Origin of the sequence: Burkholderia sp. AU30280 (assembly GCF_020420125.1) — a bacterium.
In the GTDB taxonomy this organism is placed as follows: domain Bacteria; phylum Pseudomonadota; class Gammaproteobacteria; order Burkholderiales; family Burkholderiaceae; genus Burkholderia.
The window spans coordinates 342,821-357,379 of record NZ_JAIZRY010000003.1; the positions used below are offsets into that span (position 1 = coordinate 342,821).

Here is a 14,559-nt window from a genome sequence, read left to right on the forward strand (position 1 = left end):
CAAATAGAACCGGCGGGCGCTTTTTCGATCGAGGGGCTTTTCCTATCGATCCCGGGCATGCCGGATCGCATTGTTCACGTCAGTGTTCGGATTCGGCCGGTCGCGCTTGCGCGTCCACGTCCACGTCCGCTTCGGCGGCCGGTGGCGCGTCGGGCGGCCGTCCGGCGCGGGCGAACGTCGCGTACCAGGCATCGGTCTCGACCAGTTGCGCGTGCGTGCCGGTCGCCCGCACCCGGCCCGCGTCGAGCACGACGATCGTGTCGGCGGCCGCCGCGAGCGCCGGCTGGTGCGTGACGACGATGCGCGTGCGCTGCCCGCGCAGCGCGACGAGACTGTCGCGCACGCGCCGCGCGCTCAGCTCGTCGAGGCTCGCGGTCGGCTCGTCGAACATCAGCACCGGCGCACGCGCCAGCAGCGCACGCGCGAGGCACGCACGCTGGCGCTGCCCGCCCGACAGCAACTGGCCGCCCGGCCCCACGTCGGACTCGAGCCCGCCCGGCAAGCGCTCGGCGTCGCGCAGCAGGCCGACCGCGTCGAGCGCGGCGCGCAGTTCGGCGTCGGTCGCGTCCGGGCGGCCCATCCGCACATTCCACGCGAGGCTGCCGCGAAACAGCCCGTTGTCCTGGAACACGAGGTTGCGCGTCGCGGCGAGTGTCGCCTCGCTCAGGTGCCGCACATCGGAGCGGCCGAGCAGCACGCGCCCGGCGACGGGATCGTCGAGCCGTGCAAGCAGGCCCAGCAGCGTGCTCTTGCCGGCGCCCGTCGGGCCGACGATCGCGACGAAGCCGCCCGCCGGGCAATGCAGGTCGACGCCGTCGAGCAGCGTTGCGCCGGTGGCCGACCGGTAGCCGACGCGCACCGCGTCGACGCTCGCATCGTGTACCGGCGTGCCGCGCTCCGGGCTGTCGAAACGCGGCGCATGCAGTACCGCGAGCACGGTGTCGAGCGCGCGCCAGCCGCCGCGCAGCGCCTGGTCGAGCTGGGTGAGCTGCGCGAGCGGCTCGATGAAGCGAACGAGCAGCACGAGCACCGCCACGGCTGTAGCGGCATCGAGCCGGCCGGCCGAGACGGCCCACGCGCCGCCGACCAGCATCGCGACGAACACGCCCTGCACCGCGCCCGCGAAACCGAGCTCGATCGGCAGCGAGCGTCGCATCAGCGCACGGGTGCGGCGATGCTGCTCGTCGAACGCGTGCTGCAGCGCCGCGCGCGCGTCACCTTCCTGGCCCGCGAAGCGCAACAGCCCCTGATGCGCGGCGAAGGCCTGAAGCTGTACGGCCATGTCGCGATCGCCGGACGCGCGGGCCTGTTCGAAGGCGAGCGTCCGTGTCCCGCCGCGTTCGAGCAGCGCGAACAACAACACGGCGGCGCCCGCGAGGCACAGCGCGATGCGCCAGTCGATCCACACGAGCCCCGCGACGACCGCGAACGGCGTCACGACCGCGCCGATCAGCGGCCCGAGCAGGTGCGCCGGTATCCCCATCGCCTGCATGACCGGCCCGCGCAGCAGCCCGGCCGGATGACTGTCGCGCACCGTCTGCCACGACGCGATGCGCGGCAGGTGCCGCACGAGGCGTTCGACGAGACCGGCCGCGAGCGCGCCGCCCGCGCGATAGCCGCCGCGCTGCGCGACATACAGCACGAAGGCGTGGCAAAGGGTCAGCGCGCCGAGCGCGATCGTCCAGTGCAGCACGGCCGCAGGCACGCCGGCGAACCATGCGCGGATCAACGGCACGAGCAGCAACCCGCAGGCGCCGTCGAGCAACGCGGCGGCCACCGCCCAGCCGACCCCGTGCCACAGCGCGCGGCGGGTTTCGGAGGGCAGGCACTGCAAACGTTTGAGCGTCTTCGTCATCATGCGGCCTCCCCGCCCGCGGCACCGCGTTCGCGCCATAGCCGCGCATACAACCCGCGCGCGGCCAGCAGCGCCGCATGCGTGCCACGCTCGACGATGCAGCCGCGATCCATCACGAGAATCTGGTCCGCATGCCGGATCGCGTCGAGATCATGGCTGACGATCACGCGTGTGCGCGCGTCGCCGCGCAGCGCATTGCGCAACGCACGCCCGGTTTGCGGATCGAGCGCCGAGGCCGGTTCGTCGAGCAGCAGCAACGGCGCCGGCGACAACCACGCACGCGCGATCGCCAGCCGCTGCAGTTCGCCGCCGGACAGCCGCACGTCGCGCCCGCACACGCAGTCGTAGCCGCCCGGCAACGCGTCGATGCGTTCGTCGAGGCAGGCCGCGCGTGCGGCCGCGCGAATCGCGTCGCGGTCGGCATCGGGCCGGTAAAGCGCAATGTTCGCGGCAATCGACACGTCGAGCGCGGCGGCCTGCTGGAACACCATCGCCACCTGTTCGCGCCGCGTATCCGACGCGAGCAGCCGCAGATCGGCGCCGCCCAGCCGCACCGTGCCGTGATCCGGATCCATGAAGCGCGCGAGCAGCATCAGCAGCGTGCTCTTGCCCGCGCCCGACGGCCCGACGATCGCGGTGGTCGTGCCCGCCGCGATCGTCGCATCGATGTCGCGCAGGATCGACGTACCGTCGATGTCGACACGCACACCGCGCAGCTCGATCGACGCGTCGCGCGGCACCTGTGCGGCGCCATCGGCCGGCTCGGGCAGGCCCGGCTGGGCGAGCAACGCATCAAGGCGTGCAGCGGCCGCTCGCGCTTCGCGCAATGCGTCGGCGCCGTGGCCGAGCGCGCGCACCGGCGCGGCGACCGCCCAGATCAGCAGCGCGAACGCGCACAGTTCACCGACCGGCAAGCGGCCTGCCGTCAGCCCCATCGCGCCGAGCATCACCCACGCGAGCAGGAACGGCGTGCCGAGCAGCACCTGCGTGCATGCACCGGGCCCGCCGACACGGCCGACCCACGCCGAAAACGCCTGTTCGAAGCGCCCGGTCGACTCCAGTGCGGCCGCCTCGATGCCGGCGCCCGGGTACTGCCGCACGAGCGCCGGGTTCTGCGCGAGCTGCGCGTAATCGCCCATCAGCCCTTCGAGCGCCGCGTTGCGCGCCGCGACGGCCGGTGCGAACCGCGCCGAGCGCATCCAGCGAAACAGTGCTGCGCCCGCGACGAGCGGCACGAGCGCGAACGCGAGCAGCGCGGGATTCAGGTAAAGCAGGCACGCGAGCGCCGCACACGGCACGACGATCAGCTGCGTGACGTCGGCCGGCGCATGCGCGACGAGCTGGTGCAGCGCACGCACGTCCTGGTCGACGTGACGCGCGACGCGATCGCTGCCCGCACGCGCGAACCAGCCGAGCGGCAAGCGTTGCAGATGATCGGCGAGGCGCCTGCGCAAGCGATCGGCGAGATCTGCGTCGACCCGGTGCGTCAGGTGCAGCGCGACCGTCTGGCCGCCCAGCCAGCACCCGCCGGCCACCACGGCCGCGACGAGCCAGCCGCGCGCCGATGCGTCGAGCTGCGCCGCCGCGCGCCACGCGTCGGCGATCCGGCCGAGCGCGAGCCACGGCACGAGCGATGCGACACCCGCCAGCGCCTGCAGCACGACCGCCGCCACGAGCGGCACCGCGAACGGCCGCAACATCGACAGCAACGGCCCCTTCATGCGGCACGCTCCAGCAGCATGCCGAGCGTGGACGCGCACGCGTCGCCCGGCGGCGGCTCCGGAAAACCGAGTTGCATCGTCAGTTGCTGCCAGACGCGCGTCACGTCGATGCTGCGCTGGTTGCACGCCTGCAGCCCTTCGCCCGACACGAGCCGATCGACCGCGCGCACGGCCGCCTGCGGCCAGCCGCGCGCATGAATCGCGCCCCACGTGTCGCGCGCATCGTCGCAGATCTGGATGCTCGGCATGTCACTGCCCGCCGCGTCGCCGAAGATCGGGAACAGCCCGTGTTCGTCGATCTCCGGTTCGCGCAGCGCCGGCGCCCACCACAGCGGGCCATGCGGCGACGCGAGTGTCCACGTGCCGGCATCCGTCGTCAGCGTGATGCCGAACAGCATGCTCATACGGCCGTCGTCGGCTGCCGCCATCTCGTTGTGCACGCGCAGCGAGACCGGTGTTTCGGCCAGCACCATCGCGCATTCGCGCATCGACGACAGGGCCGGCCCGATCGGTTCGACCGACCACGGGCCCACGCCCTGCAGCGCGGCAGCGAGCACGTCGAGCGCCGCGAAACTGGCCTGCACCGAACACACGACATCCGCATGCACCGGCGCACTCGTCTCGCGCAGCCGCCGCGCGACGGCGATGAAGCGGGAGACGACCGGCAGGTTCGGATAGAAGCTGTTGAGCAGGCAGCGGCGGCCATGACGCGACGCGGTGCGCAGCACGCGATCCCATTCGCCGGGCAGCAGCGGATGCTCGATCACGACATCGATCCCGCGTTCGAGCAGCCGGCACGCGAGCGCGGCCCCGTCGGCGCCGCGCGCCGCGCCACCGACCGCGACGCATGCCACGCGTACGTCGTCGGGCAGCGCTTCCGGACGGTCGAACACGGGCGCGCCGACGCGCGCGGCCAGCGCGGCGGTGCGCGCACTGCCTTGCCCCAGGATGCCCGCGACGCAATACGCATCGGACGCGGCGATGCCCGCCGCATAGAACTGGCCGAAGCGGGAGCCGGCCACGACGACCGGAAGCGGATGGACCTTCATTGCGCCTCCTTCAGGCGGGTGTCGACGAACGCGGCATTCAGGCAGTCGAAATGACCGCCGGGGATATCGACGGGCGTGATGCCGCCGAGCGCCTGCGCCGTCCAGTATTCGGTGAGCGCCGCGCGCTGCTGCGGAATCAGCGGGTTGCAGCGCTCCGGCACGAACAGCCGCAGCGCACCCGCGTAAGGCGCATCGCCCGCCCAGTGGCTCGCCTGCACCGAATGCATGAAGAGCCGGTACAGCCGTTCGCGTTCGTCGAGCAGCGGATGCGCGACCTCGTCCTGCATCGACAATCCGGCGGCCGCGCGCAGCACGCGGCGGCGCAATGCGTCGAGCGGCTCGCAGCGATCGCCGAAAATCTCCAGCTGCGCCTGCAGGCTGCCGGGCGCGAGACGCGCGGGGTCGGCCTTCAATGCGTCGGCGAGCGCGTCGGCCAGCACATACGTTTCCGGAAACCCGAGCGCGTCGAGCGGCAGCCCGAGCGTCGCCGCGAAGTTGAACAGCACGAGCCGTTCGTCTTCGATCAGGTACGGAATCCGGTAGCTCGACACGATGTCGAGCGTGCGCACTTCGACGCCAAGCTGCACCAGCGACTTCGCCATTTCGAGCGCGACCAGCCCGCCCGAGCAGTAGCCGAGCACGTCGACCTCGCGCACGCCGGTGCGCCACAATGCATCGGCATAACGCCGGCCGAGCGTCGCGTTCAGGTGGCGCGCCGGCACATCGAGATAGTCCTGCGCGTCGCGCACCGCGAAGCCGAGCACCGGGCCGAGCCGCGCGAGCGCCGGCATGACCGGACGATACGCATGCACGGTGCCGAGCCCTTCATGCACGATGACGCGCGGCACGCCGTCGCCCGGCGCCAGCGGAATCGGGCGCACGCCGGCGCGCACGCGGGGCGCAGGCGCGTGGATGACCGCCGATGCGTGAGTCGTGCGCGGGACGGCCGGTGACGGTGCGCCCGCCTGCGGCTCGCCCGCATCGCGCAGGCATTGCGCGAACGCAGCCGGCGTCGGTTGCGCGAGCACCCAGCGCAGCAGCCGGTCGAACGGATGCCTTTGTGCAAGGGGTTCCTCGCCACGCAGTCTCGACACGAGCTGCGCGATCAGCAGCGAATCGCCGCCCGCGGCGAAGAAGTCCTGGTCCGGCGTGACGTTGCGCGTATCGAGCACGGCTTCCCACAAGCCGATCAGCCGCGCCAGCAGCGGATCGGCGGCAGTCTGCGCGCGTGCCGGTCGAGCGGCCGCCGGCTCCGGCTCGCGGATGTCGGCGATGCCGGCCAGCGTACGGCGGTCGATCTTGCCGTTCGCGGTCACGGGCAGACGGTCGAGCACACGCAATTGCGACGGCACCATGTAGCCGGGCACGCGCTCGGCGACGAACGCCAGCAGCGCTTCCGGCGCGATGCGCGCCGCGCCGCGCTTCACGTGCGCGAGCAGGATGTCGTAACCGAGCACGTCGAGCGGCGTGCCGGGCGCCACGCAACCCAGCGCACGATCGCCCCCATCCGACTGCAACCATTCGAGCCACTGCGCGCGCGGCACGAACAACCGCGCCGACTCGGCGCGCGCGTCGCTCGGTGTTTCCATCATCAGCCCCTGGCTGATGCTGATCTCCGGATGCTCGGTCGTCAGCTCCTGGATCACCCACCATGCATCGGCCGCCGACAGCGCACGCAGCCCGGCGACCAGCGCGACCGTGTCGCGCGCATTGTTCAGCGCACCGGAGCTGATCACGACGTCGATCGAATGCGGCGCGATGCCCTGCGCGTCGAGCGGCGCATTCATGTCGAACCGCACGAACCGCATCCACGGATACGCGGCGAAGCGCTCGCGCGCCGCCGCGAGGAAATAGCTCGACACGTCGCTGAACAGGTAGTCGATCCGCACGCCCGCTTCGACCAGCGGCGCGAGCGCGTCGACGATCGTCCGCGTCGCCGCAGCCGTTCCCGCACCGATCTCGAGGATTCGCCATGGCCGCTGCGGCTCGCGTGCGACGATCGCGCGGACGGCCTGTGCCATCCCGTCGTGCAGTGCGTGCGCATGTTCGCCGTCGCTGTACATCGCGTCGGCGATATGCGATGCGCCTTCCGGGAACATCAAGCCGGCAGGCGACACGCTGCCGTCCACCTGCACGTCGATGCATCCCGCGCTGTCGCGGAAGTAGTCGACGAGGACGGCGGGCCACAGATCGGGCGGCGCCTCCTTCGCAAACGCGTCCCAGCATGCGTGCGCATCGGCGAGGCGGGCGTCGGGCCGCAGACGCCAGCCGCCTGCTTCGGCGTCCGCATGCAGCACGCCGTGCCTGTCGAGCATCGCGAGCCAGTGGCGCAGCAGATGCTGCCGCGCCGCCGGCACGCGCAACCGTTCGCACAACGTCGCAAAATCCGTCGCGGCATCCTCGGTCAGCGCACCCGCCGTCACGATCCACGCGGCCAGCGACGCCACGCAGGCCGCTTCGAGCTGGGCGACCGACCGCGCCACGTCCGCATGCGCGGGCCAGCGCGCGGCGTCGAACGCCGTGCGCACGTGCTGCGCGATCTCGTGCAGCGCGTCGTCGTGCGCCAACGTCGACGGCTCCGCACCGTGCAGCGACGCGAAGCTCGCGAGCCTGCGCTCCGCGCCTTCGCCGAGCACGATCGTCGCGGCCGCGCCGACGAGCGGATGCGCGGTCAGCGCCGCATCGATCTCGGCCAGTTCGATCCGGTAGCCGCGGATCTTCACCTGATCGTCCTGCCGCCCGAGGAATTCGAGCGAGCCGTCAGCGCGCACGCGGCCAAGATCGCCGGTGCGATAAAGCCTGCGCCCGTCGCGATGACGAATGAAGCGTTCGGCCGTTCGCACGGGATCGTTCGCGTAACCCGTCGCAAGCCCCACGCCGCCGATATGAATCTCGCCACGCACGCCGGGCGGGCATGGCCGGCCGAGCGCGTCGAGCACTTCCATCGTCTGCCCGGTCAGCGCGCGGCCGTACGGAATGCTGGCAAGCTGCGTGTCCGCCGGACAAATCGGATGCTCGATCGACCAGATCGATGCCTCGGTCGCGCCACCCAGGCTGAACAGCGCGCTGTCGGGCCAGCGCCGCCACCAGCGCGCGGGCAGCGTCACCGGAATCCAGTCGCCCGACCACAGCACGCGGCGCGGGCCCGGCACGTCGAGCGCCGGTTCGCCTTCGAGGTAGTCGATCAGCATCTGCCCTTGCGCGGGCACCGAGTTCCACAGCGTCACGCGGTGGCGCACCATCAGCTCGGCCCAGTGCGACGGATCGTTGCCGCGCGCCGGATCGGGCAGCACGACGCATGCGCCGCGCGCGGTCGCGCCGAAGAAGTCGTAGACGGACAGGTCGAAGCTCAGTTCGGCAAGCCCGAGCACCACGTCGCCGTCGCCGACTCGATGGCGCGCGCTGATGTCGGCAAGCGTGTTGCACACGGCCGCGTGGCTCAGCATCACGCCCTTCGGCTCGCCGGTGGAACCCGACGTATAGATCACATACGCGAGCGCATCGCCGTCGATATCGCGCGCAGCGCGCGGCGGCCATTGCGGATCGGCCGGCAACGCGTCGATATCGATGCGTACGCAACCATCATGGTCGAAGTCGAGCGCCTGCACGCTGACGACCGCACGCACCCGGGCATTGCGCAGGATCGCCTGTTGCCGCAGCGCCGGCTGGCGGCAGTCGACCGGTACGTACGCGGCACCCGCCTGGACGATCGCGAGCACGGCCGCGAGCTGGTTCGCGCACTTCGGCATCAGCACGGCAACGGTGTCGCCCGGGCCGACGCCCGCCTGTTCGAGTGCGGACCGCACCGCCGCGGCGTGTTGCGCGACGTCGCGATACGTGCGCGCGCCCTGCGCATCGATCACCACCGGCGCATCGGGCGTACGCAACGCCTGCGCGGCGAAGCCGGCCGCGATATGCGTATCCGCATCCGGGTGGACATCGGCAACGGGTGCGTCGGACGGCAGCACGATGTCGCCCGCGCGCAACCACCATTCGGCATCGGCGGCGAGCCGGCCCAGCAGCGCGACGTACGCATCGAACATCGCCGCGGGCATCCCGTCCGGAAACAGGTCGTCGCGCACGTCCCAGCCGATTTCCAGCCCGCCGAACTGGTCGGTCACCTGGCAGTCGAGCCAGACCTGCGGCGTCTGACTGATCATGTAGCGCGGCGGCTCGGCGCGAGACGGGTGCTCGCCGAGCAGGCGGCCCACACTGCCGATGCCGCTCGTGAACACCACCGGCATCAGCGCCGCATCCTTGCCGCGCCGCCGCGCGAGTTCGCGCATCACGTCGACGCCGGTAAACGCGCGATGATCGAGATCGTCGAACATCCGCGCGCCGATCGTGCGGGCGCGCTCGACGAAATCGCGCCCTTGCGTCGCGTCGACCGCGAGCAGGCTCAGGGCGGTGAAATCGCCGAGCACCGCGTCGATGCGCGGATGCACGGGCGGACGGTTCAGCACCGTCAGGTTCAGGCAGAACGCGGGCGACTGGCTCCAGCGGCCGACGACCTCGGCGAACGCGGCCAGCGCGACACTTGCCGCGCTCAGCCCGAAGCGGCTCGCGTGGCCGCTCAGCGCGGCCCATTGCGCACGATCGAGCCGCGCATGCCGGTGCGTGAAGCGCGGCCGCGCGTCGGCACGCCTCGCGGGCACCACCGGCAGATCGGGGCGCGCCGGCAGATCGTCGATGCGCGCCAGCCACCACGCCTTGTCGCGCGCCTGATCGGCGCGCGTGCCGGCATGGGCTTCATTGACGACATAGTCACGGAACGTCGCGTCGAGCGGCGCGGGCTGCCATTGCGGATCGTCGTAACGGCGCCGCCATTCGGCGAGCAGCAATTGCAGGCTCGCGTAGTCGATCAGCGTGAAATCGACGGACAGGTGCAGCACCGCGCCTTCCGGCCCGAGGCTCACTTCCGGCTGCAGCACCGGCCAGCGATCGAGCGCGTGCACCGCATGGTCGAGGCGCTCGCGCACGCTGCCTACATGCGCGTCGAATGCGTTCGCATCGGCATCGCGCAGGTCGTGCACCGTGAGCGGCTGCCACGGCACGTCGGGCAGCACGCGCTGCCATGCGTTGTCCTCGACGATCGCGCGCAGCATCGGATGCCGCGCGACGCACGCATTCCACGCCGCCTCGAAGCGCACGCAGTCGAGATTCGCGGGCTCGCCGTATTCGACGTACAAATGGCACGCATTGCCGCCGAACTCGAACGATTCGTGCCGGCCGAGCACATACGCGGCCTGCACTGGCGTCAGCGCGAACCGCTCGTGCCGGCGCGCCGGATCGCTGCGCCACGCGCCGTCCTGCAGGAAGCGGACGAACGCGTCGCGTTCGGCCTTGATGCGCGCGGCCAGCTCCGCATCGAGCGCGCCGGCCGGCGCGCGATAGCGCAACTGGCCGCCGTCGTCGCACCACAGTTCGATCTGGCGTTTGCGGCAAAGATCGAGCACGTCATCGAAGCTCACAGCACGCCCTCCTCGATCGCGGCGACCGGCGCGCCGCCGTCGGCCTTCGACGCAGGCGCCGCCGATGCCGCCTCGTCGAGCTGCGCGGCGAGACCCGCGAGCGTCGGCTGCCGGTAGAACGCCGCCATCCCGATCCGCACGCCGAGCCGCTCGCGCAGTTGCGCAAGCAGGCGCGTCGCGAGCAGGCTGTCGCCGCCGAGCGCGAAGAACGTCGCGTCGCGCGCGTTCGCCGGGCGGCCAAGCGCGTGCTCCCAACATGCAAGCAGCGTCGCCTGCCGTTCGTCGGCCGGCACGAACGCATCATGGGCGGCCGGCGCATCGCCGAGCGCTCGCGCAAGCGCGTCGCCTACCGCCCGTCGATCGATCTTGCCGTTCGCGTTGAGCGGCCAGCGCGCGATGCACCACAGCGCATCGGGACGCATCGCGTCGGGCAGCCGGTCGCGCAGCCAGTCGGCCAGCGCCGCTTGCGGCGCCGCTTCGCCAACGCGGCGCGCGTCGATGCATGCAAAGGCTGTCGAGCGCCAGCTCCGGGGATCGTCCAGCGCAAAGCCGCACGCGTGTGCCGCCGACGCCAGCGCATCGTGCGCAAACGGCCGCGGCAGCGACGCATCGCCCGTCACCCCCGCGACGAGCTCACGCAGCGGCGAATCGCGCAGCACGTCGGCGAGCAGCAAGTGGCCATGCTGCGCCAGCAACGCTGCTGCGATCCGGAACGTGTCGCGCGGATCGTCACGCAGGTGGGCCGCCGCGAAGCTGATCACGCAATCGAACCGGCCGAGATGGCGCGCGGGCAGCAGGCCGTCCTGCATCGCCTGCAGCGTCGGCGTCGTGTGTACGAAGTACGCCTGCGCGTTGTGCAGCAGGCCTGGCGACGCGTCGAACAGCGTCACGTCGAAGCGCGGATCGTCAAGCACGCCGAGCCCCGCATCGAACCATTGCCCGGCACGCGCGTCGAGCACCGCGACCCGCACCGGCTCGGCGTGCGCGGCGGCCAGGGTCTGCAGCGCATCGCCAAACTGGCGCAGCGCGCGTGCACCATCCGGCAAACGCGCCGCGAACGCGAGCGGCGCGATCCGCGGATCGAGCGGCACACGCCGCGCGGCGCCTTCAGGGTCTGCGGCGAGCACGCGCAGCGATCCGGCCAGGTCGTCGAGATCGGCGGCATGCCAGTCGAGCAGATCGAGCGCGCCGTCGATCGAAATCGCTACGTCATCCTTTGCATGCCCATGTGCGCGCAGCGACGGCGGCCAGCCCGTATCGCCGTCGAGCAGCCGATCGGCGACCACGCGCGCGACGGCTGCTTCCGCGTGCACGGTATCGGCACGGTCCGCTTCGGCGAGCGCGGACGATGACGGCGTGGCATCCGCTGCGCGATCGGCAGGCACGAACGCAGCCGCGATACGCGCGGCTTCGCCGCCGACGACGCTCGCGCACGCACCGTCGATCAGCGGATGCGCGGCCAGCGCCGCCTCGATCTCGCCCAGTTCGATCCGGTGCCCGCGCACCTTCACCTGGCGATCCTCGCGCCCCAGGAATTCGAGCGTGCCGTCGGGCCAGTAGCGGCCACGGTCGCCCGTACGATACCAACGGCCCGACGCCTGCTGCACGAAACGCTGCGCGGTCAGTTCGGGATCGTTCCGGTAGCCGCGCGCGAGACTGTCGCCGCCAATCAACAGTTCGCCCGGCACGTAATCCGGCACATCGCGGCCATCGGCGTCGACGACACGATAGGCCTGCCCCGGCAACGGCCGGCCATACGGAATCGAACGCCAGTGCGGCGGCACGTCGCGCACCGTCTGCACGTTCGACCAGATGCCGGCCTCGGTCGCGCCGCCGAGCGCATGGAAGGCGCAGGCGTCGCCGCATCGTTCGCGCAGGCGCGCCGGCAGGTCGAGCGCGATCCAGTCGCCCGACAGCAGCGCCGCGCGCACGCTGCGGCACGCGTCGGCCGCAGCCGGCACCGCCAGCGCCATTTCCAGCAGTGCGGGCGCCGAATTCCACAGCGTCACGCGATGCTGCGCGATCAGCTCGATCCAGCGCGCCGCGTCGCGCGCGTCGTCCTGGGTCGGCAGCACGAGTTCGGCGCCGGCGCCGAGCACGCCGAACAGGTCGTACACCGACAGGTCGAAATCGAGCGCCGATACCGCGAGCAAACGGTCTTGCGCATGCACGCCGAGCAGCGCATCGATCGCATCGATCGTGTTGAGCGCCGCCGCGTGCGTCATCTCGACACCCTTCGGCACGCCCGTCGAACCGGACGTGTAGATCACGTAAGCGGTGGCCTGCGGCGCCACCGCGAGCGGCACGGCCAGCGGTTCGTGCCGCATCAGCGCCGCGATGCCGAAATGCGGCAGCGGCGCATCGGCGAGCGTCGCGTCGCCGATCACGGCTTTTACACCGGCCGCGCGTTCGATCAGGGCCTTGCGCGCGACTGGCTGAGCGATATCGAGCGGCACGTAGCACGCACCAGCGGCCAGCACGCCGAACACCGCGGCCACCTGTGCGGGCCCGCGCGGCAGGCTGATCTCGACGGCGTCGCCGTGACCGATGCCGGCCGCCCGCAGGCCGCCCGCGATCGACAGCGCCTGTGCAGCCAGTTCGCCGCGCGTCGCTACCTGCTCGCCGCACCGCAATGCGACGGCCTCCGGCTCGCGCGCGGCCGACGCGAAGAAATCGGCATGCAGCGCGCGCGGCCGCGCGGGCGCGGGCACCGCGTTGAGCGCATCGCGCACGCGCCGCTGCGCGGACGGCAGCTCGACGGCGATCGGCAGCCGCCAGTCGCGATCGCACAGCGCCTGCACGAGCGCGACATACGCGCCGAACATCGCATCGATCATCCCGTCGGGAAACAGGCCGTCGACGCTGTCCCACGCGAGCAGCGCGCCATCCGGCACGCGATAGAGCTGATGATCGAGCCACACCTGCGGCGTCTGCGAAATCATGTCGTGCAGATCGCCGAACACGCGCGCGAACGCGTCGGGCACGAACGGCGCGTCGCCGAGATTGCACGAGAACACGACGGGCGCGGCACGCGGCGCGCCCTGCCGGCGCGCATCGCGCAACACTTCGAGCGCCGGATAGGCTGCCTGTGCGATTGCGCCGTGCAGCCGCTGCTGGAACGCGCGCACCGTGTCGGCCGCGCTCGCGTCGGCGCGCATGTCGCATTCGACGAGCAGCAGCGTCGTGAAATCGGCGATCACGCGGCCGAGGTCGGGCGCATCGCCGTGCCGGTCGAACAGCGGCACGTTGAGCAGGAACGCCTGCCGGCCGCTCCAGCGCGCGAGCACCGCGGCGAACGCCGCGCCGAACACCGACGACAGCGTAACGCCATGCTGCGCGGCCCGCGCCTGCAGGCGCGCGAGTTCGGCCGTGCTCAGCGTATGCGCGACGCGGCTGAAACGCGGCGCACGGATCGTTTCCGGCGCACGGGCAAGCGGCAATGCCGGCCCTTCCGGCAACGCGGCAAGCCGCGCATGCCAGGCGTCGCGCGCCGCGGCCCGCGCGTCGCGCGTTTCCGCCGCGCGACGCGCGAGCCAGGCCGGGAACCACGTCGACGGCGCATCGGGCAACGCCGAAGGCTCGGCATACGCGGCGCCGATCTCCTGCATCAGCAGCCGCACGCTGTCCACGTCGGCCGCGAGCAGGTCGACGCTCAGCCACACGCGATCCTCGCCGCCGGGCATCTGCACGAGCCCCATCATGAAGACCTGCGCGTGCTCGACGTCGAGACATTCGTGCGACCGGCGCGCGCGCAGCGACTCCCATTCGGCTTGCGCATCGGCAGCCGTCCTGTCGCGCCAGTCCGCATGCGCGAACACCGGCGCGTCCGGCGCCGCGACGATCTGCTGGCGACCGCCGCTGAAGCGCGCGCGCAGCATCGGATGGCGCGCACGCACACGCTGGCACGCCGCATCGAGACGAACGGGATCGATCGCGCGGCTGCGAAACTCGAGGAACGCGTGACAGCTCACGCCGCCGAGCACTTCTTCGTCGCTGCGGCCAAGCCAGTACGCCTGCTGGACCGCGGACAAGTCGAACGGCGCATGCACGTCGACCTCGGCAGCCTCGGCCGCCCCGACGTCGGGCGCCGCGGGTGCGACGCGCGGCGCATTCGCGAGCAACTCGGCCCACGCGCCGAGCGTCGGCGTGCACGCGAGCGCATCGAACGTCAGCGCGTAGCCGAGGCGGTTCACGCGCGTCTGCAGATACATCAGCCGGATCGAATCGAGGCCGCAGCTCAGCAGGTCCTCGTCATCGTCGAGCGACGCGATTTCGCCGACGGGTTCGTCGAGCAGCTCGGCGATCATCGCGACGAGCTGCGAGCGAAAGGCTATGGGAGAAAAACGGGAAGGATCGGAATGATCGATGCTGGAATCGACAGCGGTCTGGCTCATGGGCACGCCTTGTATGGGTCGTTCGATGGCGGATCCGCGCGGCGGCGGCCACCCGTGAATGAGAATCTA

General features: G+C 71.6%; 5 protein-coding genes. All 5 read right to left on the reverse strand.

Annotated elements, in window-relative coordinates:
* Positions 1–79: 79 nt before the first annotated feature.
* From LGN17_RS09025 to LGN17_RS09045, 5 genes are read right to left on the reverse strand one after another with little or no spacing between them, the layout of a single operon-like run.
* A complete protein-coding gene (locus tag LGN17_RS09025) occupies positions 80–1,855 on the reverse strand; it encodes an ABC transporter ATP-binding protein (RefSeq protein WP_226196455.1) in 1,776 nt (591 codons plus the stop codon).
* Positions 1,855–3,576, reverse strand: coding sequence for an ABC transporter ATP-binding protein (locus LGN17_RS09030; protein ID WP_226196026.1), 1,722 nt, complete (start codon positions 3,574–3,576; stop codon positions 1,855–1,857). The genes LGN17_RS09025 and LGN17_RS09030 overlap by 1 nt, the downstream gene beginning before the upstream one ends.
* Positions 3,573–4,625 carry a Gfo/Idh/MocA family oxidoreductase gene (locus tag LGN17_RS09035; protein WP_226196028.1) on the reverse strand — a complete coding sequence of 351 codons (1,053 nt, stop codon included), beginning with the start codon at positions 4,623–4,625 and terminating at the stop codon, positions 3,573–3,575. The genes LGN17_RS09030 and LGN17_RS09035 overlap by 4 nt, the downstream gene beginning before the upstream one ends.
* A complete protein-coding gene (locus LGN17_RS09040) occupies positions 4,622–10,096 on the reverse strand; it encodes a non-ribosomal peptide synthetase (RefSeq protein ID WP_226196030.1) in 5,475 nt (1,824 codons plus the stop codon). Before LGN17_RS09040 ends, LGN17_RS09035 begins: the two co-directional genes overlap by 4 nt.
* Positions 10,093–14,490 carry a non-ribosomal peptide synthetase gene (locus LGN17_RS09045; RefSeq protein WP_226196032.1) on the reverse strand — a complete coding sequence of 1,466 codons (4,398 nt, stop codon included), beginning with the start codon at positions 14,488–14,490 and terminating at the stop codon, positions 10,093–10,095. Before LGN17_RS09045 ends, LGN17_RS09040 begins: the two co-directional genes overlap by 4 nt.
* Positions 14,491–14,559: the final 69 nt, after the last annotated feature.

What these genes read in the sequence shown, in the direction of transcription:
- LGN17_RS09025 (WP_226196455.1), bottom strand. Translation starts at nt 1,855, where the DNA reads ATGACGAAGACGCTCAAACGTTTGCAGTGCCTGCCCTCCGAAACCCGC.
- LGN17_RS09030 (WP_226196026.1), bottom strand. Translation starts at nt 3,576, where the DNA reads ATGAAGGGGCCGTTGCTGTCGATGTTGCGGCCGTTCGCGGTGCCGCTC.
- LGN17_RS09035 (WP_226196028.1), bottom strand. Translation starts at nt 4,625, where the DNA reads ATGAAGGTCCATCCGCTTCCGGTCGTCGTGGCCGGCTCCCGCTTCGGC.
- LGN17_RS09045 (WP_226196032.1), bottom strand. Translation starts at nt 14,490, where the DNA reads ATGAGCCAGACCGCTGTCGATTCCAGCATCGATCATTCCGATCCTTCC.